The 24,990-nt window shown below is 64.7% G+C and carries 19 protein-coding genes; 5 read left to right on the forward strand and 14 right to left on the reverse strand.

The genetic code is table 11. From position 1 onward, the window contains the following. Positions 1-2: 2 nt before the first annotated feature. Genes glmM through orn form a run of 3 tightly spaced genes read right to left on the reverse strand, consistent with a single transcriptional unit; the run spans position 3 to position 2,899 of the window. Entirely contained in the window at positions 3-1,361 is a 1,359-nt protein-coding gene (gene glmM, locus FHW69_RS14735) for a phosphoglucosamine mutase (RefSeq protein ID WP_183423850.1), read from the reverse strand. A gap of 50 nt (positions 1,362-1,411) precedes the next feature. Beyond that, on the reverse strand, positions 1,412-2,317 hold the full coding sequence (gene folP / locus FHW69_RS14740) for a dihydropteroate synthase (RefSeq protein ID WP_183423851.1): 906 nt from the start codon (positions 2,315-2,317) through the stop codon (positions 1,412-1,414). A 12-nt stretch (positions 2,318-2,329) separates the two neighbouring features. Continuing rightward, entirely contained in the window at positions 2,330-2,899 is a 570-nt protein-coding gene (gene orn, locus FHW69_RS14745; protein ID WP_183423852.1) for an oligoribonuclease, read from the reverse strand. 72 nt (positions 2,900-2,971) lie between these two features. On the opposite strand from orn, the gene sbcB reads away from it, so the two are divergent. Both sbcB and FHW69_RS14755 read left to right on the forward strand, forming a co-directional pair. Further along, complete coding sequence (sbcB, locus tag FHW69_RS14750; RefSeq protein WP_183423853.1) at positions 2,972-4,402, forward strand: exodeoxyribonuclease I; 1,431 nt, start codon at positions 2,972-2,974, stop codon at positions 4,400-4,402. 11 nt (positions 4,403-4,413) lie between these two features. Beyond that, positions 4,414-5,100, forward strand: a complete 687-nt coding sequence (locus FHW69_RS14755; RefSeq protein WP_183423854.1) for a DUF2461 domain-containing protein — start codon at positions 4,414-4,416, stop codon at positions 5,098-5,100. A 13-nt stretch (positions 5,101-5,113) separates the two neighbouring features. On the opposite strand, the gene FHW69_RS14760 is transcribed toward FHW69_RS14755, so the two are convergent. From FHW69_RS14760 to ligA, 4 genes are read right to left on the reverse strand one after another with little or no spacing between them, the layout of a single operon-like run. After that, the gene (locus FHW69_RS14760) at positions 5,114-6,424 is read right to left on the reverse strand and encodes an MFS transporter (RefSeq protein WP_183423855.1); all 1,311 of its coding nucleotides are present in this window, start codon (positions 6,422-6,424) and stop codon (positions 5,114-5,116) included. A 46-nt stretch (positions 6,425-6,470) separates the two neighbouring features. Further along, positions 6,471-6,860, reverse strand: coding sequence for a VOC family protein (locus tag FHW69_RS14765; RefSeq protein ID WP_183423987.1), 390 nt, complete (start codon positions 6,858-6,860; stop codon positions 6,471-6,473). 10 nt (positions 6,861-6,870) lie between these two features. Next, positions 6,871-7,821 (reverse strand): EF-P lysine aminoacylase EpmA, encoded by a 951-nt coding sequence (epmA, locus tag FHW69_RS14770; protein WP_183423856.1) that lies wholly within the window; start codon positions 7,819-7,821, stop codon positions 6,871-6,873. Further along, positions 7,818-10,211 carry an NAD-dependent DNA ligase LigA gene (ligA, locus tag FHW69_RS14775; RefSeq protein ID WP_183423857.1) on the reverse strand — a complete coding sequence of 798 codons (2,394 nt, stop codon included), beginning with the start codon at positions 10,209-10,211 and terminating at the stop codon, positions 7,818-7,820. Before ligA ends, epmA begins: the two co-directional genes overlap by 4 nt. A 117-nt stretch (positions 10,212-10,328) precedes the next feature. Between ligA and FHW69_RS14780 the strand changes: the two genes are divergently transcribed. Both FHW69_RS14780 and FHW69_RS14785 read left to right on the forward strand, forming a co-directional pair. Beyond that, entirely contained in the window at positions 10,329-11,789 is a 1,461-nt protein-coding gene (locus FHW69_RS14780) for an MFS transporter (RefSeq protein ID WP_183423858.1), read from the forward strand. A 54-nt stretch (positions 11,790-11,843) separates the two neighbouring features. Further along, on the forward strand, positions 11,844-13,010 hold the full coding sequence (locus tag FHW69_RS14785; protein ID WP_183423859.1) for a cation:proton antiporter: 1,167 nt from the start codon (positions 11,844-11,846) through the stop codon (positions 13,008-13,010). Between the two features lie 55 nt (positions 13,011-13,065). On the opposite strand, the gene FHW69_RS14790 is transcribed toward FHW69_RS14785, so the two are convergent. Further along, a complete protein-coding gene (locus FHW69_RS14790) occupies positions 13,066-14,475 on the reverse strand; it encodes a deoxyribodipyrimidine photo-lyase (protein ID WP_183423860.1) in 1,410 nt (469 codons plus the stop codon). 117 nt (positions 14,476-14,592) lie between these two features. Here FHW69_RS14790 and FHW69_RS19160 point away from each other — a divergent pair, with 117 nt between their 5' ends. After that, positions 14,593-15,042: a glycine zipper 2TM domain-containing protein gene (locus FHW69_RS19160; protein ID WP_183423861.1), complete on the forward strand. Its 450-nt coding sequence runs from the start codon at positions 14,593-14,595 to the stop codon at positions 15,040-15,042. Positions 15,043-15,085: 43 nt separating this feature from the next. Here the strand turns inward: FHW69_RS19160 and lpxK are convergent, their stop codons facing one another. The 6 genes from lpxK to FHW69_RS14825 all read right to left on the reverse strand — a co-directional run bounded on the left by lpxK (position 15,086) and on the right by FHW69_RS14825 (position 24,913). Next, the gene (gene lpxK, locus FHW69_RS14800; RefSeq protein ID WP_221195573.1) at positions 15,086-16,066 is read right to left on the reverse strand and encodes a tetraacyldisaccharide 4'-kinase; all 981 of its coding nucleotides are present in this window, start codon (positions 16,064-16,066) and stop codon (positions 15,086-15,088) included. Positions 16,067-16,077: 11 nt separating this feature from the next. Next, positions 16,078-17,838 (reverse strand): lipid A export permease/ATP-binding protein MsbA, encoded by a 1,761-nt coding sequence (gene msbA, locus FHW69_RS14805; RefSeq protein ID WP_221195574.1) that lies wholly within the window; start codon positions 17,836-17,838, stop codon positions 16,078-16,080. Between the two features lie 8 nt (positions 17,839-17,846). Further along, positions 17,847-18,275, reverse strand: a complete 429-nt coding sequence (locus FHW69_RS14810) for a biopolymer transporter ExbD (protein ID WP_183423864.1) — start codon at positions 18,273-18,275, stop codon at positions 17,847-17,849. Between the two features lie 4 nt (positions 18,276-18,279). Then, positions 18,280-18,933 (reverse strand): MotA/TolQ/ExbB proton channel family protein, encoded by a 654-nt coding sequence (locus FHW69_RS14815; RefSeq protein WP_183423865.1) that lies wholly within the window; start codon positions 18,931-18,933, stop codon positions 18,280-18,282. A gap of 201 nt (positions 18,934-19,134) precedes the next feature. Beyond that, a complete protein-coding gene (locus FHW69_RS14820) occupies positions 19,135-22,479 on the reverse strand; it encodes a GH92 family glycosyl hydrolase (RefSeq protein WP_343204033.1) in 3,345 nt (1,114 codons plus the stop codon). Between the two features lie 124 nt (positions 22,480-22,603). Continuing rightward, positions 22,604-24,913, reverse strand: coding sequence for a DNA internalization-related competence protein ComEC/Rec2 (locus tag FHW69_RS14825; RefSeq protein WP_183423866.1), 2,310 nt, complete (start codon positions 24,911-24,913; stop codon positions 22,604-22,606). Positions 24,914-24,990: the final 77 nt, after the last annotated feature.

The raw sequence follows: 24,990 nt of genomic DNA on the forward strand, positions 1-24,990 counted from the left end.
AATCAGGCGATGGCTCTGGCCGCCGATTTTACGGCTTCTGCCAGCCGTGTGGCCAATTCATTCACTTCATCGGCATCGGCGGCCTCGATGGTGACCCGGACCAGCGGCTCTGTGCCTGACGCCCGCAGCACCACGCGGCCCCGGCCTTCGAGCTGGGTTTCCACCTCGGCCAGGGCGTTGCGCACCGTGCCGGTTTCCAGCACCTGGCGGGCGGCGCCTTCGATACGGACGTTGAGCATGGTCTGTGGCAGCTTCGTCAGGCCGGCACGGGCCTGACCGAATGTTTCGCCCGAATGGACCAGGGCTTCCAGCACCGCCAACGCCGCCACGATGCCGTCGCCGGTGGTGAAGCGATCCAGGCAGAGGATATGCCCGGAGGTCTCGCCACCCAGGATGCCGCCATGTTCCTTGAGCTGCTGAAGGACGAAACGGTCGCCCACGTTGGCGCGGATCAGGGCGATGCCCATCTCGCGCAGCGCACGCTGTATGCCGTAGTTGCTCATCAGCGTGCCGACCACCGGCCCACGCAGCAGACCACGGGCAGACCAGTTGCGGGCCAGCACGTAGATCATGTCGTCACCGTCGGTGACCGTGCCGTCGCGATCCACCAGCCGCACGCGGTCGCCATCACCATCAAACGCGATGCCCAGATCGGCTCCGCGCTCGACCACCGCTTTGGCCAGCGCCTCCGGATGGGTGGAGCCCACCCCCAGATTGATGTTCAGGCCATCGGGCTCGGCACCGATGGAATGTACCTCGGCACCCAGCTCTGAAAAGACCTTCGGTGCTACCTGATAGGTTGCGCCATGCGCGCAATCGAGCACCAGCTTCATGCCGCGCAGGCTGAATTCCTGCGGGACCGTGGCCTTGCAGAATTCAGCGTAACGGGCAACGGCATCGTTGACGCGCGTGGCCTTGCCGAGGGTTTCGGAGGACACGGTTTCAAACGGCGCGTCCACCTCGGCTTCGATGGCGGCCTCAAGTTCGTCGGAGAGCTTTTCGCCCTGCGCCGAGAAGAACTTGATGCCGTTGTCATAATGCGGGTTGTGCGAGGCGCTGATGACAATGCCTGCATCCGCACGCAGCGAGCGGGTCAGGAAAGCCACGGCGGGAGTGGGCATGGGGCCCAACAGGCGCACGTCGGCGCCCGCCGCCACAAGGCCGGCTTCCAGGGCGGACTCGAACATGTAGCCGGACACCCGGGTGTCCTTGCCGATCACGACGGTGACGCGGCGGCCACGCTGGCGGGCCAGCACGGCGCCCAGCGCCCGGCCGAGCCTCAGGATGAAGTCCGCACTGATGGGTGACTGCCCCACCTGCCCGCGAATGCCGTCCGTGCCGAAATATTTACGTTGGCTCATGTCGATCCCTCACGTTGCTGCCGACCCACAAGCATAGCGGCTACGCCGGTTTATTCGTCGTCCGGCCAGCGGGGCATGGCGGGACGTTCGTCACGTTTGACGCGATCACCCGCTTTGACAGCCTGCCAGACGGCCAGTGCATCCACCGTGGCGGCCACGTCGTGCACGCGCACCAGCATCGCGCCGCGCTGCACGGCAATCACGGCCGCCGCTGCCGAGCCTGCCGCACGATCCAGCGGCTGGGTCTTGCCCGTGATAGCACCGATCATGGACTTGCGCGACAGCCCCACGTACGCACCCGCGCCCAGCTGGGCAAAGCGCTCCATGGCACGCAGAAGCTCCAGATTGTGTTCCAGCGATTTGCCGAATCCGAAGCCCGGGTCCACCAGCACTTTTTTGCGGGGAATGCCCGCCAGCTCGCAGGAAAACAGCCGGTCGGTGAGAAACCGATGAACCTCGCCCACCACGTCGTCGTACTGTGGGTCGTCCTGCATGGAGCGCGGCTCGCCCTGCATGTGCATGAGGCAAACCGCAACGCCAAGCTCGGCCGCTGCATCCAGGGCGCCTTCGCGCCGCAGGGCGTACACGTCGTTGATCATGCCCGCGCCGGCCGCCACCGCCGCGCGCATGACCTCCGGCTTGGAGGTGTCGATGGAAATCGGCACCGTGGTTGCCGCCGCCAGTCGCTGGATCAGCGGCACGACGCGACGGATTTCTTCCTCGACAGGCACGTCGGCGGAACCCGGGCGCGTGGATTCGCCGCCGATATCGAGCATGTCGGCTCCCTCTTCCACCAGCCGCAGCGCATGCTCAAAAGCAGCATCGGTGGTGTGATGACGGCCACCATCGGAGAATGAATCCGGCGTCACGTTCACGATGCCCGCTACACGGGCGCGATCAAATACCAGTGCGCGCCCGGCGCAGTCCAGTACGGTGGCAAAGGGATCCATGCTCATGCGTTGCTGTCCTTATGCCACCGGCTGCTGGCCGCCCAGGGCGCCCATGAAACGACGGTAATAACGCAGCTCGTCGATGGAATCGCGGATGTCTGACAGCGCCGTATGCGCCGAGTCCTTCGCAAAACCGCGCCCGATATCGGGCGACCAGCGCCGCGACAGCTCCTTGAGCGTGGATACATCGAGGTTGCGATAGTGGAAGTAGCGCTCCAGCCGCGGCATCTGCCGGTGGAGGAAGCGACGGTCCTGGCAGATGGAGTTGCCGCTCATCGGCGACTTGCCGGCCGGCACCCACTCGCGCAGGAAAGCGATGGTGGCCTCTTCGGCTTCCGCATGCGTGGCGGTCGAGTCCACCACCTGACCCCACAGTCCGGAACGGGTGTGCTGATTGCGGTTCCAGGCGTCCATGCCCTGGAGGCGGGCCTCGTCGTGGGCAATGGCAAACACCGGACCTTCCGCCAGCACGTTCAGGTGCTTGTCGGTAACGATGGTGGCGATCTCGAGAATCGAGTCGTTGTCCGTATCGAGCCCCGTCATTTCCAGGTCGATCCAGATCAGGTTGTCTTCGTGTGGTGATGTCATGCTGTCCTCCGGGTGCGCGCAGTTTAACGGGTCGGCCCGTGCAAGGGAGGTCGACCATGCGATCATTCGTTCATGGCTCAACCAACTTTCCTCTGGCACGACTACGAGACCTTCGGCGCCGATCCGCGCCGCGACCGCCCCTCCCAGTTCGCCGCCATCCGCACGACGGCTGATCTGGAGATCGTGGGCGAACCGGTCATGATTTACTGCAAGCCGCCCCGGGACATGCCCCCGCAGCCGGTGGCCTGCCTCATTACAGGCATCGAGCCGCAGCTGGCCGAGCGCGAAGGCCTCAACGAAGCCGCCTTTGCCGCCGCCGTGCATGAGCAGATGGCGACCCCGGGCACCTGCGTCGTGGGCTACAACTCGCTGCGTTTCGACGACGAGTTCACCCGCCATCTCCTGTATCGCAATTTCTACGATCCGTACGGACGGGAGTGGGAAAACGGCAATTCGCGCTGGGACCTGATCGACCTGGTGCGCATGTGCCAGGCGCTGCGTCCGGAAGGCATCCAGTGGCCGCTGCGCGATGACGGCACGCCCAGTTTCAAGCTGGAGCACCTGGCCACAGCCAACGGACTGAAACAGGAACGCGCGCACGATGCGCTGTCCGACGTGGAGGCACTGATCGCCCTCGCCCGCCTCATCCGCGTGCGCCAGCCGAAGCTGTGGGACTGGTACTTCGCCCTGCGCCGCAAGCAGCGGGTGTTCGAGTTGCTGGACGTGGCCAACATGACGCCGGTCGTTCACGTATCGTCGCGCTATCCGGCAAGCCGGCAGTGCCTTACCGTGATTGCGCCGATCTGCGCCCATCCGTCCCGCGCGGGCGAGATCATCGTTTACGACCTCACCGTCGATCCCACGGACCTGCTGGCCCTGCCGGACAGCGCTATCGCCGACCGGGTGTTCACGTCGCGGGCCGACCTGCCCGAAGGCGTCGAACGCATCGCATTGCGCACCGTGCGCGCCAACCATGTGCCGGCGCTTGCCCCCCTGTCGGTGTTGAAGGATGTGGATCATGCGCGGCTCGGCCTCGACCTCGCCCGCGTGCACGCGCACCGGGAAGCATTGCTCGGTGCGCCGGATCTTGCCGAAAAAATGCGCCGTGTTTATGGACAGGCCTCCGCCCTGCCCCCGGCAGACGACGCGGAACTCGGGCTCTACGGCGCATTCCTTCCGGATGCCGACCGTCGCCTTCTTGCCGACGTTCGCGCTACGCCTCCGGAGGAACTGGGCACGAGAAACTTCCCGTTCCGCGACACGCGCTACCCGGAGCTGCTGTTCCGCTATCGTGCGCGAAACTGGCCGGAAACCCTCAACACTGACGAAGCCGCGCGCTGGGAAGCCTTCCGCGTTGATCGCCTCACCCGCCGCAGTGTGCTGACCACGCTGACACTGGAAGATTATTTCGCCGAGCTGGCCACCTTGCGCACCGCTCCCGACGCCCGCCAGGCTTTCCTCGATCAACTGGAAGCCTGGGGACACGAACTCCTCCGACCCTGACCGCGATCACCATGTCTGAAGCCTATTTCTCGCCCGCCACGTTTCGCTTCCTCAAAGCGCTGGCCAAGAACAACAGCCGTGAATGGTTCCATGCGCACAAGGACGACTACGAGCGTCACGTCCGCGACCCGTTCCTGAGCTTCATCACCGACCTGCAACATCCGCTGGCGAAGATCAGCGAACACTACCGTGCTGACCCGCGCAAGGTGGGCGGATCGCTATTCCGCATTCATCGCGATACGCGCTTTGCCAACGACAAGACGCCTTACAAGGGCTGGTCCGGCGCGCGCTTCTTTCACGCACGTCATCTGGAAATTCAGGCGCCGGCGTTCTACATGCACATCCAGCCGGGCGACTGCTTCGCCGGCGGCGGCATGTGGCATCCGGAACCGGCATCACTGAAGAACATCCGCGCGTTCCTGGCCGACAATCCCGAATCGTGGAAGCGCGCCACGCGCAGCAAGGCATTCACCGAACACTTCGACTTCTGGGGTGAAAGCCTCACCCGGCCGCCGCGTGGATTCGATCCGGCCCATGAACTGATCGACGACCTGAAGCGCAAGAACTTCGCGGCCGGCCAGGGCTTCGACGAATCGCTGGCGTGCTCAAGCGAACTGATGCCCCACATCGTCGCCACATTCAAACGCGTGGCGCCCATGATCGACTATCTGTGTGCCGCGCAGGAACTGGACTTCTGATCCGCCGCAGGCCTCAACGTTCGTAGAACGTGCGGCCTGTACGCAGCAGGTAAATGCCCGTGGCGATGCCGCCGAACACGGCGGCACATGCCACGTAGTGCGCCGGGGCCATGGGCCCGAGGCGCGAGGCCATGAACGACACCAGCGGCGGCGTGGCCGCGCCGAACACGGCATAGGCCACGTTGTACGAAAACGAAATTCCCGAGAAACGTACGGCGGGTGGAAACGCGGCCACCATCACGGCCGGCACAGCCCCCACCACGCCGACGAAGAAACCCGCCAGCGTATACAGCGCCATGAAGTGCTGGCCGCCTGCCACCAGGTCGACGTACAGCGCGTACGTGCTTGCCAGCAACAGCACGGCACCCGGAAGCAGCGTGCGCGCACGGCCCAGTCGATCCACCGCCAGGCCCGCCACGAGGCAACCGATGGTCAATGCCAGCGCCGCTGCACTGCCGCCTCGCGTGGCAGTTTCACGGTCGATGTGAAACACGCTCTGCACGAGCGTCGGCGTCATCAGGATCACGACCACGATGGCCGCCGTCAGCAGCCAGGTCACCAGCATTGAAAGCACCACGCCCGGAAGATGATCGCGAATCACGCGCTTGACCGGCAGTTCGTCAGCCAGCTCACGGCGCTCGCGCATCTGCGCAAATACCGGCGTTTCGTGCAGCCAGCGACGCAGATACACCGCCAGGAATCCGAAGATACCCCCCAGCAGGAAGGGGATGCGCCATGCGAAATCGAGCACGGTGGCTTCCGGATAATGCGAAGTGATGCCCGTGGCCACCAGCGAACCGATGAGGATGCCGGCCGTGAGGCCCGAGGTCAGGCTTGCGCAGGCAAAGCCCACACGACTGGCGGGTACATGTTCCGCAACGAATACCCAGGCGCCAGGCACTTCGCCACCAATGGCAACGCCCTGCACCACGCGCATCAGCAGCAACAGCAGTGGCGCGAGTATGCCGACCTGCGCATACACCGGCAGCAGGCCGATGCACAGCGTGGGCAACGCCATGAGAAACACGCTCAGCGAGAACATCCGCTTGCGCCCCACGCGGTCGCCGAAATGCGCCATCACCACGCCACCCAGCGGTCGGGCGAGATAACCCGCCGCGAAGATGCCGAACACCTGCAACTGCGCCAGCCATGCTGGCATGTGTGCGGGGAAAAAGAGCTGGCCAAGTTCTTTCGTGAAGAACACGAAGATCACGAAGTCGTAGAACTCAAGCGCGCCGCCAAGAGCGGACAGGAGCAGCGTGCGGACATCCCGGGAACCCAGTCGGGCATGGCCGGTGGCGCGAACTTCGATGTCGTGGGTCATGAGGCCAGTCGTCGGGACGATAGCCTTGAGTATGCCCGGAACCGAATCAGCTTTCGTAGATCTCAAGTGGAAGATCGTCCGGATCAGCAAAAAAAGTGAAGCGTCGGCCGGTGTACTCGTCCACACGTACCGGCTCGCATGCCACCCCGCGTCGCGTCAGTTCAGCAACAGCCGCATCCACATCGGGCACGGCGAACGACAGATGCCGCAGGCCCTGTGCCTCCGGCCGCGATGGCCTGGCCGGCGCGCCGGGAAACGAGAAGAGTTCAATCTGCACGCCCGGCGACACTTCCAGATCCAGCTTCCACGACTGCCGCGCCTCGCGGTACACCTCGTGCACGACGCGCAGGCCAAGCGTTTGCGTATAGAACGCCTTGGAGCGCGCGTAATCGGAGCAAATGATCGCAACGTGGTGAATGGCGTGCAGCAAGGGCATGTCGATGAACTCAGGCGTCAGCGAAAGAAAATGCGAGAACGTCGGCAATGGCATCCGTTTCGCTCAGACACATCAGCAGACGCTCGATGCCCATCGCCACACCCGCACATGCCGGCATGCGATCCAGCACGGCGAGCAGGCGCTCGTCGATGGGCAAAGGCGTGCCGCCGCGGGCCACGCGCTTTTCGTTGTCGCGCACGAAGCGTTCGCGCTGTTCGCGGGCGTCGTTCAGTTCGTGATAGCCATTGGCCAGTTCGTACTGACCCAGATATACCTCGAAGCGCTCAGCGACCGGCGGCTCCCCGTGACGGATGCGTGCCAGCGCACACTGGCTGGCCGGGTAATCGTGGATCACCGTGATCTGGTCGCGATGGAACCCCGGCTGGATGCGATGAGTCATCAGCAGATCCAGCCAGTCGTCGCGGGTCAGGCCATCCGGGTCGATGCCGTAGCGCTCCAGCGGCGCACGCAGCGTTGCCTCATCGGCCATCATCGGGTCGATGTTGAGTGCGTACTGGAACACGTCGCGGTACGTCGTCTCCAGCACATCGAGCTGGCGCCCTGCCTCCACGCCCAGTCGTTCAATCAGGTCCACCACTTCCTTCGCCAGTCGGCGATGGTCGTAGCCCACGCGGTACCACTCCAGCATCGTGAACTCGGGGTTGTGCCGTCCGCCTGCCTCGCCGTTACGGAAAACCCGGCCCATCTCGTAGCAGTCACCCACGCCCTGTGCGAGCAGGCGCTTCAGCGGGAACTCCGGCGATGTGCGCAACCAGCGCTGACGCGCCCCGGCATCCACATGACCTGAGAACTGCGTGCTGAAGCTTTCGATGTTCGGATCGGTATTGGCCGCTTCCGACAGGATGGGGGTTTCCACTTCCAGTACATGACGCTCGGCAAAGAACGCGCGGATGCCGTGGTAGACCGCAGCGCGGCGATGCAGGGATGCCAGCGGGTTCATGGCGCAACCCCGTGTTCTTTCAGCAACGCGAGCAACTGCGCCTCGTCCCACACGGGAACATCCAGCTCCTTCGCCTTGTCCAGCTTCGAACCGGCCGCTTCGCCTGCCACGACGACACTGGTCTTCTTCGACACCGATCCGGACACTTTCGCGCCCAGGGCTTCCAGATGATCCCTGGCTTCGTCGCGGCTCAGGGTTTCCATGCTGCCGGTCAGTACGAACGTCTGGCCGTCCAGCGGAAGATGGGCCGCTTTCGCTGCGACAGGAAGCGCTGCCAGCAAGTTGCGCATCGCGGTTTCAGCGCGGCGCAGCCCGTCGACCTGATGCGGGTCGGCAAGCGCAAGGGCCAGGTTCGTGGCAGCCGCCTGCGGCAGGCCAGCAACGATCCACTGCGCCTGCCCGGCACGCATCAGCGCATCGAGGTCGCTGTACAGGCTGGCCAGCAGCTTCGTGCTCTTCGGCCCGAGCTTGGAGATGCGCGCCATGTCCAGCAATACGTCAAGCCCGAACTTCTCGCGCAGTCTGGGCGAAGGCGCGGTTTCGTCGCTGAAGGTGATGCCTGCGGCAAGCAGCGCATCAACAACCGCCTGATTACCTTCCTGCTCGAAGAACGCCGCAATGGATGTAGCGACTTCGTCGCCAATATCAGGCAACACCCGCAGTACCGCAGCGGGGGTCTCACGGACGAATTGCAGCGAGCCCAGCCACGACGCGAGCGTCTTCGCCGTGCTTTCGCCGATGTGCATGATACCCAGGCCGAACAGGAAGCGCGGCAGCGTGGAGGCGCGGCTCTTGTCGATTGCTTCAACCAGATTCTCGGCCCAGCGCGTGGCCACCTTGCCCTGCTTCACCGTTTCCGGCGTGGTGCCATCGCGCTCGTCGGCGCGGCGCTTCATGTCCACGAACGCCTCGACGGTCAGCGCGTAGAGATCGGCGGGCGTGTGCACCATGTCGAATTCGACCAGCGCATCCACGAAGCGGTCGCCCAGTCCGTCGATGTCCATCGCACGACGTGATGCGAAGTGGATGAGGGCTTCCTTGCGCTGCGCGGCACAGACCAGGCCGCCGGAGCAACGCCACGCAGCCGCGCCTTCCTCACGCACCAGCGCGGAGCCGCAGACCGGGCACGTGGCCGGCATGGCCCACGGGTGCGTGCCGGCAGGACGGTTCTCGTCCACGACACGGGCGACCTCGGGAATGACATCGCCCGCACGGCGCACGATGACGGTGTCACCCACGCGCACATCCAGACGCGCTACCTGATCGGCGTTGTGCAGTGTTGCGTTGGTCACTGTGACGCCCCCCACTTGCACAGGCGTCAGGCGTGCCACAGGCGTGGCAGCGCCGGTGCGGCCAATCTGAATTTCGATGGCCTCCACCGTCGTCATCTGTTCCTGAGCGGGATACTTGTGGGCAATGGCCCAGCGCGGCGCACGGGATACGAAGCCCATCTCGCGCTGGCCGGCATAGTCGTCCAGCTTGTAGACCACGCCGTCGATGTCGTACGGCAGGCTGTCGCGCTTCTCACCGATGCGCCGGTAATAGCGGATCAGGCCGTCAAAGCCCGACGCCGTGGACACCTCCGGTGACACGGGGAAACCCCATTCGCGAAGTTGCTGCAACGTGGCCGAATGCGTGTCCGGAAGCTCGCCCTCTTCCACCACCCCCACGGCGTAAGCGAAAAAAGCGAGCGGTCGCCTAGCCGTGATGGCCGGGTCCAGCTGGCGCAGTGATCCGGCCGCACCGTTGCGCGGATTGGCCAGGGGCTTTTCACCCGCCGCCCTGGCGCGTTCGTTGAAAGCCTCAAATGCAGCGCGCGGCATGATGACCTCACCACGCACTTCCAGCACGCGCGGCCAGCCGCTGCCGCGCAGCTTCAGGGGAATGGCCTTGACCGTGCGCAGGTTGGCCGTGACGTCCTCGCCCGTGGCGCCGTCGCCACGCGTGGCGCCCTGCACGAACTGGCCGTTTTCGTAGCGCAGGCTGATGGCCAGGCCGTCGAGCTTCGGCTCGACGGAAAACACTGGCGACGTCCGGTGCAGGGTCTGTTCGATGCGCCGCTCGAAATCGGCCACTTCGCGGTAGCGCTCGCGATCCGTCTCGCCTTCGCCTTCAAACGCATTGCCCAGCGAGAGCATGGGCACCACGTGATTTACCTCGGCAAAGCCACCGTGGGCGCGAGCGCCGACGCGGCGGGTGGGCGAATCGGGCGCGGCCAGATCGGCGTATTGCTGTTCCAGCGATTCCAGTTCGCGCATGAGCCGGTCGTACTCGGCGTCACTGATCGAGGGATCGTCCAGCACGTGATATCGGTGGTTGGCGTCGTCGATCCGGGCGCGCAATTGCGCAGCACGGGAGCTGGCTTCGACAGGAGCGATGGGTTGCGACATGGTCGGGTCCGTAGGTGTTCCGGGCAACGAGCCGCGGTGGAGACAGATGAAATCACGATAACTTTCGGTCCATTGCCCATGATTTGCAAGGAGATCGTTGCCCTATAATGCGAGGCCATGCCCGTTGACGTCCTCGCCCATCCCACGCGCCGTGAAGAGCAGGCTGCCCCCGCCGCGCCGCCTTCACCCGCCCCGGAAGCACCTCCCAATCCGGCCGCGTTTCGCGGGTTGATCTGGCTGGTGTCTGCCGCCTTCTTCATGCAGGCGCTGGATTCAACCATCGTGAACACCGCCGTGCCCGGCATCGCTGCCGCGCTGGAGGTCACTCCGCTCAGCATGCGCACGGCGTTAACCAGCTACGTGCTGACCCTGGCCATCTTCATTCCCGCCAGCCCCTGGCTATGCGACCGATTCGGCACACGCCGGGTATTCGGGGGCGCCATCATCGTGTTCGCCCTGGGCTCGCTGCTCTGCGGGCTCTCGCAGACCCTGCCCCAGCTCGTGGCCGCCCGCGTCATTCAGGGACTGGGTGGCGCGGCGCTGATGCCCGTCGGCCGCTACGTGCTGGTAAGAACCATCGACCGGCGCGACTTCGTCCGCGCGATGACCACCGTGGCCACCTTCGGCCTGATGGGCTCGGTACTGGGCCCCCTGCTGGGCGGCGCACTGGTGGAATACACCTCCTGGCGAGTGATCTTTCTCATCAACGTGCCTTTCAGTCTGATGGGTATCTGGTTGAATCTGCGGGAAATGCCTGACTACAGACTGGATCAGGCACACCCGTTCGACATGAGCGGCTTCCTGCTGTTTGCCGGCGCGTCAGCCCTTTACCTGATTGCCGCCGAGCGTGCGGCAGACGGTCACTGGCATGGCTGCATCGGCTTCGTGCTGTCAGCTACGGTGTTTGCGCTGGCGTACGTCTGGCACAGCCGGCGTACCGAATACCCGGTCAGCGACCTTAAGCTGCTGCGCGTGCGCAGCGTCTGGGTGTCGCTGGCGGGCAACCTGTTTACCCGCCTGGGTGTGTCGGGCATGTTCCTGCTGCTGGTGCTGTTCCTGCAGATTGGCTGCGGCTGGTCGCCCCTGTGGGCCGGCCTCACCATGGTGCCGCAGGCGGTCGGGTCGATATGCATCAAGCCTTACGTGCATCGCCTGCTGGCTCATTTCGGCTATCGCAAGCTGCTGCTGGTCAACACCATCGCCATTTCGATCGTGCTGTGCTGCTTCGCCCTGCTCTCCCCGACCACGCCCGGCTGGGTCATCGGCGCGTTTGTGTTCGTGTATGGCGCCTTCATGTCGCTGCAATACAGCTCGATGAACACGCTGGCCTATGTGGATCTGGACATCAGTCACGCCTCGATGGCGTCCTCGATGGCATCCACGGCGCAATACCTGTCCATGAGTTTCGGCATTGCGCTGGCGTCCATGCTGATGGAGTTCTTCATCGGTGACCGCAGCCCCGAACGCTATGTCTGGGCGTTCCGCTACTCGGTCATCATTCTGGGCGTGGTCACGCTGTGCGCCAGCTGGGTTTTTTCGCGCCTGCGCGACACGCGCGCGCAACTGGCCACGCACTAACGGTATAAAGGACACCGCGCCTTTCTTCGCGGCAACCGATCAAGGCTGATCTACATGCACGACGCAAGCGACATCCTGCTCACCCTCTTCATCATTTTCGTCGCCGCCCAGATCGGCGGCGAAATTGCCCAGCGCATCAAACTTCCGGCCGTGGTCGGCGAGATTGCGGCAGGCTGCGCCATCGGCCCCTCGGCACTGGGCTGGCTGCACGTGGAGCAAATCGCGCCCGGCATGCCCATCGACGTGCTGGCCGAAATCGGCGTGATCCTGCTGCTGTTTTCGGTGGGCCTGGAAACGCGGCTGGACGATCTGAAGAAGGTGGGGCGCAGCGCGGTGATGGTCGGCGTCCTTGGCGTCATCATTCCTTTTGCGCTCGGCGCGCTCTGGGCGCATGGCTCGGGCTTTGACTGGATTCGCGCGATGTTCGTGGCGGCCGCTTTCGTGGCGACCTCGGCGGGCATCACGGCGCGCGTGCTTCAGGAACTGGGCGTGCTGCAACGGCAGGAGGCCCGCATCATTCTCGGCGCCGCGGTGATCGACGACATCCTGGCCATGCTGCTGCTGGGCATTGTCTCGTCGTTGCAGGACGGCGGTAAGCTGGATGTGGGTTCGCTGGCGCTGACGCTGCTGGGTGCCATCGGTTTTGTTGCCGTGATCGGCTGGGGTGGTACGCGGGTGATGCGGCGCACATCCGGATGGCTGGACAAGCCCAGCAACCCGCTTTCACCCCTGACCATCGTGCTGGCGCTCTGTCTTGGACTGGCGTTTCTGTCCACGCGCTTTGGGCTTGCGGCCATCATTGGCGCGTTTCTCGCGGGGATGATCGCCTCCGAGTCCCGCCAGCGCGAAGAGCTGGAACATCAGACCGCACCGCTGCTGGCGTTTCTGACGCCGTTCTTCTTCGTGGTCACGGGTGCCAAGGTCAATCTGCAGGAACTGGCGGATGGAAAAGCCCTGCTCGCGCTCGCCGTGGTCACCGTGATCGCCATCGTGTCGAAACTGGCAGGTGGTTTTCTGGGCGCGCTGTCGCTCGGCAAGCGTGGCGCCACCATTGTCGGCTTCGGCATGGTGCCGCGCGGCGAGGTGGGCGTGGTCATCGCGTCACTCGGCCTTGCCGCAGGCGTGTTCAATGAACAGATCTACGCCATCATCGTGGCGATGTCCCTGCTGACCGCCATGGTTACACCGCCGATTCTGGCGCTGCTGCTACGCAAGCCATAATCCCTGCTTTGCGGTGGGGGCGAGCTTGCCAGCGATGGAAGCTCGCCCCGCCAGCTCAACCCTCGCGCGTCAGCTGATACGCCGCCAGGGCATCGTCCCGTGACACTTTCAGGTCCACGATGGGCGCCGGATATCCCGTGCGCCGCAGGATCTCCGGGTCCTCCCAGGGCGCATGAATCGCCCTGGACGGCACATCTTTCAGCTCCGGCACCCAGCGCCGGATGTACGCCGCGTCGGCATCGAACTTCGCCGACTGAGTCACGGGGTTGAAGATGCGGAAGTACGGCGCGGCGTCCGCGCCACTCCCCGCCACCCACTGCCAGCCCAGGCTGTTGTTCGCCAGATCAGCGTCCACCAGCGTTTCCCAGAACCACTTCGCGCCATACAGCCAATGCTGGCGCAGATTCTTCGTCAGCAGGCTGGCGACCAGCATCCGCACGCGGTTGTGCATCCAGCCGGTGGCCCACAGCTCACGCATCCCCGCATCCACGATGGGAATGCCCGTACGGCCACGCTGCCATCGGTGCAGCAGCGCCTCGTCTTTCCGCTTCCAGCGGAAGCCATCGAACCGCGGATTGAAGTTCTCCCGCGGCGTCTTCGGGAAGTGGAAAAGAAGATGGTGCGCAAACTCGCGCCACCCCAGCTGACGCAGATACGGCTCGATGTCCGCATGCCGCCGTGACGAGGCGATGTTCGCACGCAGACCTGCCGCCACCTGCCTGGGCGTGATTTCGCCGAAGTGCAGGTGCGGGGAGAGACGCGAGGTGCCGTGTCGTGCAGGCAGGTCGCGGGCCTCGGCATAGGCAGAAACGGCATCGTCGCCGAAGAGTTCAACCAGTTCTGCCGCCCCGGCCTCGCCGGGCATCCATTCGGCAAATCCGGTGGCCCAGTCCAGCGTGGGCAGGAGCTTTAGATCATCAATGCTCAAGCCGCCATCCAGACTCATGCAGCGCAGCGAAGCAGGAACGGGCAGCGGCTCGCCCAGGTCCAGGTCGGCGCGCAGGGTCCGCCAGAACGGCGTGAACACCTTGTAGGGCTGGCCCTGCTGGGTCTGGATGTCCCACGGCTCAACCCAGAGGTTGCCCCGATACATCGCAACCTCGATACCGTCAGAGGCCAGCGCCTTCTCCACCCGGGCATCGTGACGCAGCGCGTAAGGCTCATAGAGTCGGGACGCGTACACCGCCACCGCCCCGGTCTGCGCGATCACATCCTTGAGAACCTCAAGGCTGCCGCCGCGCCGGATATGCAGTGCACCCTGGTGGGGACCGAGCGAACGATTCAGCGCCTCCAGGGAGTGATGCAGCCACCACCGGCTGGCAGCACCGGGGGCCCACTCGCCGTCCTCTTCTGGAGCGTCGATATACAGGGGTAGGATGTGCTCATGCGCCGCTGCTGCCGCCGTGAGGGCAGCGTGATCTTCCAGGCGCAGGTCGCGGCGAAACCAGACAATCGCGATAGTCATTGCATAAGTATCGTACGAAAAGTCTGAATTTCGTCGTATTCAGTTCAGCCTGAATGCTTAGACTTGATATCCATGCGATCTGACAGATCGTCGGGCCATCCACCAGGAGACAAGAATATGAAACTGAAGTACGTACTCGGCATTGAGATGGCTGTCCTTCTCGCTCTCGCTGTCAGCGGGTCGGCGAACGCCGCCACGCTCACCCGCAGCGACGGCATCTATGTGCGCTGCGACCAGTGCGGCGTGGTGCAGAGCATCGAACACAACATCACCCAGGGCCGTGACCACGGCACAGCGGGTGCGGTCATCGGCGCCATTGCCGGTGGCGTGCTGGGCAACCAGGTCGGCAAGGGCAATGGTCGCAAGCTGGCCACGGTGGGCGGCGCAGTGGGCGGCGGCTTCGCCGGCAACGCCATCGGCAAGGGCGGCGGCAGTGAAAGCTACACCCTGCGCCTGAAGATGGGCACGGGCGGCTACTCCAACGTGCAGGTCAAGGATGCTTCCGCGATCCGCCAGGGCGACATCGTCGTCGTGGACGATCAGGGCAACGTCTCGCGCGTGCAGTAATTGAATACATGAGGGAGCGGGCTTGCCCGCTCCCTCTGCGCGGTCAGCCCCGCCGGGCGCCCGCCACGCGGGACGCCACCGCATCAAAGAACGCCTCGTCCAGCACCGCCTGCACGGGCACGCGCCACCAATGGGGGCGTGCGAAGGCACGGCATTTCACCGCGTCCTTGTCGGTCATCAGCACCGGACATCCGTCATCAAACGTGAGGTCGCTCGCCGAAAACGCATGGTGATCGGCGAATGCGTGATCGCGCACGTCCACGCCCTGATCGCGCAGGCTGCGAAAAAATCGCCCCGGATTGCCGATGCCGGCCACCGCGTGTACCGGCCGCTCCGTGAAGTCCGATAGCGGCAGCACCTGCTCTGGATCAGCCATGTTGATAGCGAAGCCGCCGCGCAGCGTCATCGGTATTTCGTCATCCACGAGCCGGCCGCCGTTGTTCACGATGAAGTCGACCCGATCCAGGCGCGACAGCGGCTCACGCAGCGGGCCGGCCGGCAGCAACCGCGCATTACCGAAACGCCGCTCGCCGTCGATCACGCAGATTTCGACGTCACGCGCCAGCCGGTAGTGCTGCAATCCGTCGTCAGCCAGCACGACGTCGCACCCTTCATTGATCAACAGCCGTGCCGCTTCCGGGCGCTGCCTGCCGATGGCAACCGGTACGCCACTCTGGAAAATCAGGCACGGCTCATCGCCAACCGTCGCGGCGGAGGATTGGGCATCCAGCAGCGCAGGACCACGCTCGGAGCCGCCATACCCACGACTGACGACACCCGGCCGGTATCCGCGCTCCACCAGTGCCCGCGCGAGCGCAATGATCAGCGGTGTCTTGCCGGTGCCACCGATGGTGATGTTGCCCACGACGACCACGGGCACAGCCAGGCGCACGGCCAGCGAAGGATCGCGGCGAAAGCGCTCTTCTTTGCGGGTGACGGTGCGCCGGTAAAGCGCTTCCAGCGGCAGCGTCCACAAGGGAGGCTGCCGCCCGTCGTACCAGCGCCGCTGCAGGGCGTCGGCCATGCTCACGAGGGTCAGTTCGCCAGGGCCTGATCGTGGAACTGCATGCGATGCAGTGCCGCGTAGTGACCGCCCTGCTCCAGCAACGCGCGATGTGTGCCCAGCTCCACGATGCGACCCTGATCCATCACCGCAATCTGGTCGGCGTGTTCGATGGTGGACAGGCGATGGGCAATGACCAGCGTGGTGCGGTCGCGCATCAGGCGATGCAGCGCATCCTGGATGAGCCGCTCGGATTCGGTGTCCAGCGCGCTGGTCGCCTCGTCCAGCACGAGGATGGGCGAGTTCTTCAGAATGGCGCGCGCAATGGCGATGCGCTGGCGCTGGCCGCCCGAAAGCGAATTGCCTGCCTGCCCGATCTGCGTGTGCAGCCCGTCCGGCATCCGCTCAATGAACTCCATGGCGTTGGCGGCCTTCGCCGCCGCCACGATGTCGGCTTCCGAGGCGCCAGCCAATTCGCCATAGGCAATGTTGGCGGCAACCGTATCGTCGAACAGCACCACGCTCTGCCCCACCCACGCGATCTGCCTGCGCAGTGACGCCAGGGTGTATTCCTCGTAGTTGGCGCCGTCCAGCAGGATGCGGCCGCTGGTCGGTTCGTAGAAGCGCGGCAGCAGGCTGACCAGGCTGCTCTTGCCGCTGCCGGAACGTCCCACCAGCGCGGTGACGGTGCCGGGACGGCAATGCAGGTCCACGCCACGCAGCGCCACATGCTGATTGCGCGGGTAAACCAGCTTGATGTCTTCAAAACGGATGTCGCCTTCCACGCTGGCGACTTCACGTGTGCCGACGTCGCGCTCGGGCGCCTCGTCCATGATGCCGAACAGGTCCTGGCACGCCGCCAGGCCGCGTTGCAGGCTGGACTGCACGCTGGTCAGGCGCTTGAGCGACGGCAACATGGCACCCATCGCGGTCAGCACGGCGAAGAACACACCCGGGGTGATGTGCTGCAATGCCTGAGGCCGGGTGCCGAGATACACCAGAAGCGCCAGCGCAAAGGCGCCGGTCGTCTGGATGGTCGCGCTGGACAGCGCGCTGGTGGAGGAAATCTTGAGGTTCAGCGAACGCGCGTGATCGGCCACCTCGTCAAACCGGGCCGTCTCATGCACCTGACCGCCATAGATGCGTACTTCGCGATTCGCACCCACGGCTTCCTCGACAACACTGGTGACCGAACCCATGTTGCCCTGCAAGCGCTTGCTGATGCGACGATAGCGACGGCTGACCACGGTGACGATCAATACGACGCACGGCACCAGCACAAGAAGCGCCAGGGTCAGGTACGCGCTTTGGTAGAGCATCACCGAGAGCATGCCGACCACGGTCAGGCCTTCGGTCACCGCCACTTTCAGTGCGTCGGTGGACGCCTGGGCCACCTGCTCACTGGTATAGGTGATGCGGGAAATCTGCTGACCACTGGGCTCACGATTGAAGAACGTGGCCGGCAGGCGCATGTACGAGGCGAACACATCTTTGCGGATCGACTGCACGACACCGCGCCCGATGTACGCCACGCCGTAGTCGGTGGCATAGGACGCCACGCCGCGCACAAGGAAGATGCTCATGATCCAGATGGGCATCCAGAAGATCGTGTGCGCGTCCTTGTTGGTGAACAGGTCGTCGATCAGCGGGCGGATCAGGTTGGTGAACAGCGCCAGGCAGGCCGGATCAATGATCATGCCGACGATGGCGATGAGGCCGATGCTCCAGTAGCGGCTGGTGTAGCCAAGCAGGCGCTTGTAGGTGCGCCAGCTCTCGACGTCCCAGACTTTCAATTTGGCACTCACTTGTCGGAGGCCGCTTCGGTGGGCGTGGTGGCAATGGACAGATGGCTGAAGCCAAGCTGGCCCAGCGCGTCCATGGCGCGCACGACATTCTGGTGCGCCGTCATGGCGTCGGCACGAATGACGACAAGCCGTTCGCGATCGTTGCCGGCCACGCGTTCGATCGCCGTTTTGAGCGGATCAATGCCATCTCCCAGCACTTCATCGCTGCCCACGGAGTAATGACCATCGCGATCGACCACGACGGTGAGCGCCTGGGCGGTGGCGTCCCTGGCCTCGGCGCTCGCCTTGGGCAGGTTGACCTGCATGCGCGAGTGCTCAATGAACGTGGTGCTGAGCACGAAGAACATCAACAGTGTGAGCAGCACGTCGATCAGCGAGATCACGTTGATCTCGAAGTCGTCTTCTCTGCGGGAACCAATGCGCATGGGATCAGCCGGCGGTCGACACGCTGTCGGCCGGTGCGCGGCGGCGCACGACCGGACGCGGTGCGGACAGGTCGTCCAGCAGCGCGGTGGCTTCCTTTTCCATTTCGACAACGTAGCCGCTGACGCGCGAACGGAAGTAGCGGTGCAGGACGTACGCGGGAATGGAAACGATCAGGCCGAACGCGGTGCAGATCAGTGCTTCGCCGATGCCACCGGCCATTTTCATGGGGTCGCCAATACCGCCCATCATCACGTTGAGGAACATGCGGATGAGACCGATGACGGTGCCGAGCAGTCCGAGCAGCGGGCCGATGAGCGCAATGGTGCCCAGGGTGCTGAGGTAACGCTCCATGCGGTGGACGACGTGGCGGCCGGTGTCTTCGATGCGCTCTTTGATGAGTTCGCGCGGACGGTCGCGCACGGCCAGTGCGCCGGCGAGCAGTTCGCCCAGGGGGGAGCCGTTTTCAAGGGCCTTGAGGTGTGCGGCGTCGAGTGTGTTGGAACGCGCCCACTGGCGCACTTCAGCACCAAGGCCAGGCGGAAGCACGGAGGAACGGCGCAGCGCCCAGAAGCGTTCGAGCACGATCGCCAGGGCGATCGCGGAGCAGATAAGAATCGGCAGAAGGGCCCAGCCGCCTGCCATCAAGATATCGAGCACGTTTACCCCAACCTGAAGCCGGAATGACAAGCGCGCATCATAGCAGGCCGGTTCAGGCGATCTGAGGTGCGGATAACAATTGGCGTGCTTCGCCCTTGGGCTGTGGGGCTCAGAGCCTGGCGCGCCAGAGCCCGCAAGGGCAGCGCTACCGGGCAACTGGGGAGAGAGGTGGCCACTTCATACGCCACCTCTCTTTCGTTCTCATTGGGCGCCGAGAAATTCCAGTTCGGCCAGGCCGATGCCCTTTGCCGGGTCGGCGGCTTCAAGGCGGATGCGATACCAGGCGTGTGGCTTGGGGTCGGCTATGGCAAACGCGCGGGTTTGCTGGCGCCAGGGCCAGGATTCATGGTCGCGGGTGTCGATGGGGTACCAGTGAGTGCCGTCGTCGGAGGCTTCCACGTACCAGCGGGCGGCGTCGCCGGGGGCTTTGGCGGATGTGAGGGCGTACATCGACACCGTCACGGGGCTGGCAAAGTGCCAGCCGAGGTCGGCGATGGCGCCGAAGCGGGATTCCGTCGTGGAGTCGTTGTCGAAGACGCGGCGTCGGGTGGCTTCATCGGCGCTGCCCAGGGACTTGCCCGTTTTATCGTCGGTGAAGTCGTGCAGCGGCGACGGCTTGCTGCCTTCAGCGGTGAGGGACGCAGGCAGAGCGTCTTCGCCTGCCCCCCACCGGGAAGGGGTCGGCCCCATGGTGAAATCGAGGGTGGCGCCTGCGGACAGCAGTGCGTGGGGCACGGTCACGCGCGTCCACGGCTGGCCGTTGATTTTCAGACTCTGGACGTAACGATTCTGGTCACTGACGCCGGACGCGCGGATGTCGATGGTCTTGCCGTTCTCAAGACGGATGGTCATGCGGGGGAAGTACGGGGCGCCGATCACATATTCGGGCGTGCCCATGCGCAGCGGATAAAAGCCTGCCGCACCGAACAGCCACCACGCGGACATTTCGCCATTGTCTTCGTCGCCGGGATAGCCCTGGCCGATGTCGCTGCCCGCGTAGAGGCGGGACATGGCGTCGCGCAGTTTGTCCTGGGTTTTCCAGGGCTGCCCGGCCTGGTCGTACATCCAGATGATGTGATGGGACGGCTGGTTGCTGTGGCCATACTGGCCCATGCGAACGTCACGGGCTTCGATCATTTCGTGGATGACTTCTCCATAGCCGCCCACGGCGAAGGTTCCCGGTGCCGCGAAGAAAGCGTCGAGTCTGGCGGCAAGGGCGTCGCGGCCGCCATAGAGCGCCGCGAGACCGGCGCCATCCTGCGGGGCATGGAAGGCCATGTTCCAGCCATTGGTTTCGGTGTAGTCATCGCCCCAGCGGGTGGGATCGAAGGACGTGGCGTCGTAACGCCAGGTGCCGTCTGCGGCACGCCCCATGAAGAAGCCGGCTGGCTGGTTGAACAGGTGCACGTAACCCGTGGCGCGGGCGTGGTAGTACGCCGCATCGTCGGTGTAATGGGAGCGGTATGGGTCGGTGGCGGGCGCGGAGGTGGCGAGTGCCCGGGCGAGGTTGCCGATGGCGAAGTCGTTGATATAGCCGTCCATCGACCAGGACAAGCCTTCGTTCACGGCCGTGTCGGTATAGCCATTGAAGAGCGAACGCTCGATGCCTTTACGCCCTGCCCCCTTGACGTCGCTGACAACGGATGCGTTCTTCAGCGCGGACTGGTAGAAGCTGGCGACATCGAAGTTGCGCACGCCTTTGAGCCAGGCATCCGCGAACGCCACATCGGAACTGGTGCCGACCATCAGATCGGCGTAACCGGGCGAAGACCACCGTGCAATCCAGCCGCCGTCGCGATACTGCTGCACGAAGCCATCAATCATGTGCCCGGCTTCCGTGGGCGTCAGCAGGACGTACGCAGGCCACGCCGTGCGATAGGTGTCCCAGAAACCGTTGTTGACGTATACCTTGCCATCGACGACACGTGCGCCTGTGGTGGTGGGCGTGTCTTGTCCGGCAGGCGCGGAGAACGGGCTGGCGTAGCGGTACACGGGATGTTCCGTGGTGCCGGTGTTTTCGTAGGCCTGGTTGGGATAAAGGAACAGGCGGTAGAGGTTGGAATACAGCGTGGCCAGTTCGTTGTCGCTGGCGCCTTCTGCCTTGATGATGCCGAGCTTCGCATCCCAGGCTTTGGCGGCGCGCTCACGCACCGTGTCGAAGGTGTCGTTCCCGTCAATTTCCTGGGCCAGATTGGCCCTGGCCTGATCCACACTGATGAGCGATGTCGCCACGCGCATCGTCACCTGTTTATGCCTGCCGGTATCGAAGCCAAACCAGCCCGCAACGTGATCGCGCCCCTCGCCGGAAAGCATGCCGCTTTGTGCCACGGGGCGATCAAAGGTCGCGTAGAAAAACAGGCGTGTGGCGCCCGTGGAGAGACGACTCCTGACGTCAGACCAACCCTGAATGGCGCCATGTTGCGGATCGAGCTGGAGGCCGCCCTTGTCTTCGCGATTGTCGAAGACGAGCTGCGCGCGGGCATCGCGAAAGGTGAAACGGAACATCGCGGCATGGTTGGTCGGCGTGATTTCAGTTTCGATGCCGTTATCGAAGTTGACGCGGTAGTAATCGGGCTGCGCGATTTCTGCGCCATGGTCAAACGACAGCGCACGCGTTTCCCGCTTCAGGGGCGGCGTGCCGGTGGCAACGGACGCAGGCATGACCTGGAAGGTCTGCCGGTCGCCCATCCACGGACTGGGCTCGTGCGACAGGGAGAACGCTTCGATGCGCGGGCGATTATCGGCACCGTTGCGCTCCTGGTACTGGTAGATCCAGTTCGACCCCGCGTTGGTGGCAGGTGTCCAGAAGTTGAAGCCGTGGGGCAGCGCGACAGCCGGAAAGTTGTTGCCGCGCGAGAAGTTGCCATTGGCGTTGGAGCCGCGACGCGTGTCCACCCATTGCGAGGGACGCGTACGTGCCACGGCGTACAACGGGCTCACCTGAATGTCGTCGATCCAGCCTTCGAACGCCTTGCCTGCGGCCACATCGGTACGCACCACTATATGGCGCACGGTACGACCTTTGGCGATCCGGCCGAGCGGCACAGTCACCTTGTTCCACTGGTCAGGATAAGCAATGCGCCCTTCGCCCTGCCCTTTGGGTGTCAACGGTTGCCGGTAGCTGTCGATGGCGCCGCGTGCGGACGCGGTGCTGCCGTCGTCGAACACAAGGTCCACGGCAACGTAGTTGGCCGGGTTGGACAGATCGCCTTCGACCGAGCGCGGGAAGAAAACGTAGGTCAGGACGGTGTCGTCATTTACCGGCGCATTCACATCGAAGATCTGCGCCGATTCAGGCCTGCCCGAACCGGTGCCTGCATAGCGCAGCGCATGCAGCCCGGTGAATCCGACGTCGGCTTTCGCGGTAAGCACGGCGGCCGCGGGTGGCCCGCCGGTTACTTCAAGGCGAAGACCGGGGCCTGACGCAAGCGCGGGTGTGTCGTCGCCCTCTTCGAACGAGGTGGCGAACATGCCGGGCGGATACGTGCGGCCCATGACCTTGGTTGCCGCCACCGGCAGACCGTAAAGCGCCAGTGCCGAACCCAACAATGCCCCTGCCCAACCGCCCCTTGCTAACGCCACGCGCCACCCCCTTTTGATCGGAATCACCGATTTAAATCGTTCTAAATGGCAAGTGTCAAACTGCGGCGCAACATGGACAGCCGTCCACTCATGGCTCGCGCCAGTACGGCGAGCGGTGTTCGCGCCAGCGCCGGACGACGAACGGAAGCGCTGTGGGCGGGAATGCAAGCTCAACGGCCCCCGCTGCATCCGTCGATTCAAAATCACCCACCGCCCGATATCGGGTCACGACGGATGGATGCGGATGGTGGAAGCGATTTCGCCATCCGGCTGAGGCAACCGCCAGCGAAGGCCGGTATGCGTCTACAAACGCGGCCGTGGAGGAATGGCGGCTTCCGTGGTGCGGCACGGTCATGACGGTTGGAAAACGGGAAGCCTGTTCACGCGAGGTCAGCACGCGCTCCGCGACCGGGCCGATATCACCGGTGAGCAGCAATCGGGAAGCGGCGCCCTCGATGGACAGTACGCAGGATCGATCGTTGCCGGCGCGGTAGCGATCGTCAGGCGCAGGATGGATAAAGCGGAAGGTCACGCCTTCCCAGTGCCACGACTGGCGCGTATCGCATGGCTTGCCTGCGATGGCGGAGCGCGCCGGTTCACCGAGATACACCGACGCCTGCGGATATCGCGCCGCAACCGATGCCGCGCCGCCTGCATGGTCGTTGTCGCCATGGCTGATGACCAGCGTGTGGATGTCGCGGATGCCGAGCGCATCCAGGGCCGGCAACACGATGCCTGCGCCCGCGTCCGAACCGCCTCCATAGGCGGCACCCGTGTCGTAGACGAGCACGTGTGCCTGCGTGCGCACGACCACCGCCAGCCCCTGCCCCACATCGAGCACCCAGGCGCGAAAGGCGCCATGGGCGGGCACGCTGGCGCCAGGAAACGCCAGAGGCAGGAACGCGAATGTCCCGGCACTGCGCAACGGCCATCCCCTTGGAGCAAACAGCCACATCGCGCCGAGCATGGCGAGCAATACGCGCCACAGTCCGCCCTGAGGCACGGATACGTGCGAGCCCGGCCACGCCGCCATCTGTTCCAGCACCCACCATTGTCCGCCCATCGCCCATGACGCGGCAGCCAGCAGCGGTGAAACGGCAACCGGGGCAAGCAGCATGCACACGCATGCCAGCAGGGTGAGTGGCACCACCACCATGCTGACGAAAGGTGCGGCAACGAGGTTGGCTGGCAATCCCACCAGCGACGCCGCGCCAAAGAAGAACAGGCAAAGCGGAAACAGCCCGGCGGTCATGAGGCATTGTGTACGCCACAGCCCGATGAGCACGTGCCGCCAGCCGCGACCAGGGGGCGGCAGGCAGACCATCAGCAGCAGGACGCCGCCGAATGAAAGCCAGAAACCGCCCGACAACACGGCCAGCGGATCGGCGGCCAGCACGATCAGCAGGCTGAGCGACAGCGTGGAAAGTCCACTGGCCTGCCGACGCGAGCACACCGCAAGCACGACAACCGCAATCATCAGCAGCGTGCGCACCGTGGGCAGGCTCAGCCCGGCGAGCACGCCGTAACCGATAGCCACGATCATGCCCACCACAACCTGCACACGCCGCCGCGCGAAGCGAAGTGCCAGCCACGGAACGCAGGCGTAGAGCACCGTTACAAGGGCGCCTCCCCCAACGGCAGCCACCCCGACATGAAAGCCCGAGATCGCAATGAGATGGGACACGCCTGTGGCGCGCGCCACCGACCAGTCTGCGGGCGTCAATGCGCGGGTATCGCCAACGGCCAGTGCTTTCAACAGACGTCCGTCGACGGGACCGAGCGCGGCGTCGATGGCACTGGCAATGCGTTCCCGCCATCGGTCGGCGCACAGGTTCGATGGCGTGAGCGACTGATTGTCGACGCTGTCGCGCACATACCCGGTGGCCGCGATGCCTCGTTGCAATGCACTGCGTTCGGCATCCGCGGGGCCGGGATTGGCGAGGCCGCGCGGGCGCTTCAGGCGAACACGAAGTTGCCAGCGCTCGCATGCATGCAGCGGCGCCGGCACACGAAACCACGACAGCCGCAGGTCACCGCGCAGTGACGTGGATGTACTGCTTTCCGGGCGGAAGACGAACGAGGCGTCCGCACCTTCGCTGCGCGGAAGATCGACGATACGACCGATCACGGTCATGTCCTGCCCTTCCCACTCAGGGGCGAGCCGCCGTTCCAGCCCGAGCGAGCCGTGGAGCATGGCCCAGCCCGCACCAAGCACCACCAGCGCTACCCAGCGCCATGCGCTGCGCCGCAGGCACCACGCACACCCGAACGCCGCCAGCGCGACGAGTGCGGACGCGAGCGGTGATGGCAACTGAGACAGCCCCTGTGCGGCCACCACGCCCACCAGCGTGGCTATTGCCACGCGAGGCAGGATCGGTTCGGCCGAAACAGAAGGCATGGACGCAACCTGCGCGGGGCGGGACGTCCGAGATTAGAGGTGACGCGTCGAGGCATGGGCGCCTCGACGCGTAGGGC

This window comes from Luteibacter sp. Sphag1AF (assembly GCF_014192715.1).
Lineage (GTDB): Bacteria > Pseudomonadota > Gammaproteobacteria > Xanthomonadales > Rhodanobacteraceae > Luteibacter.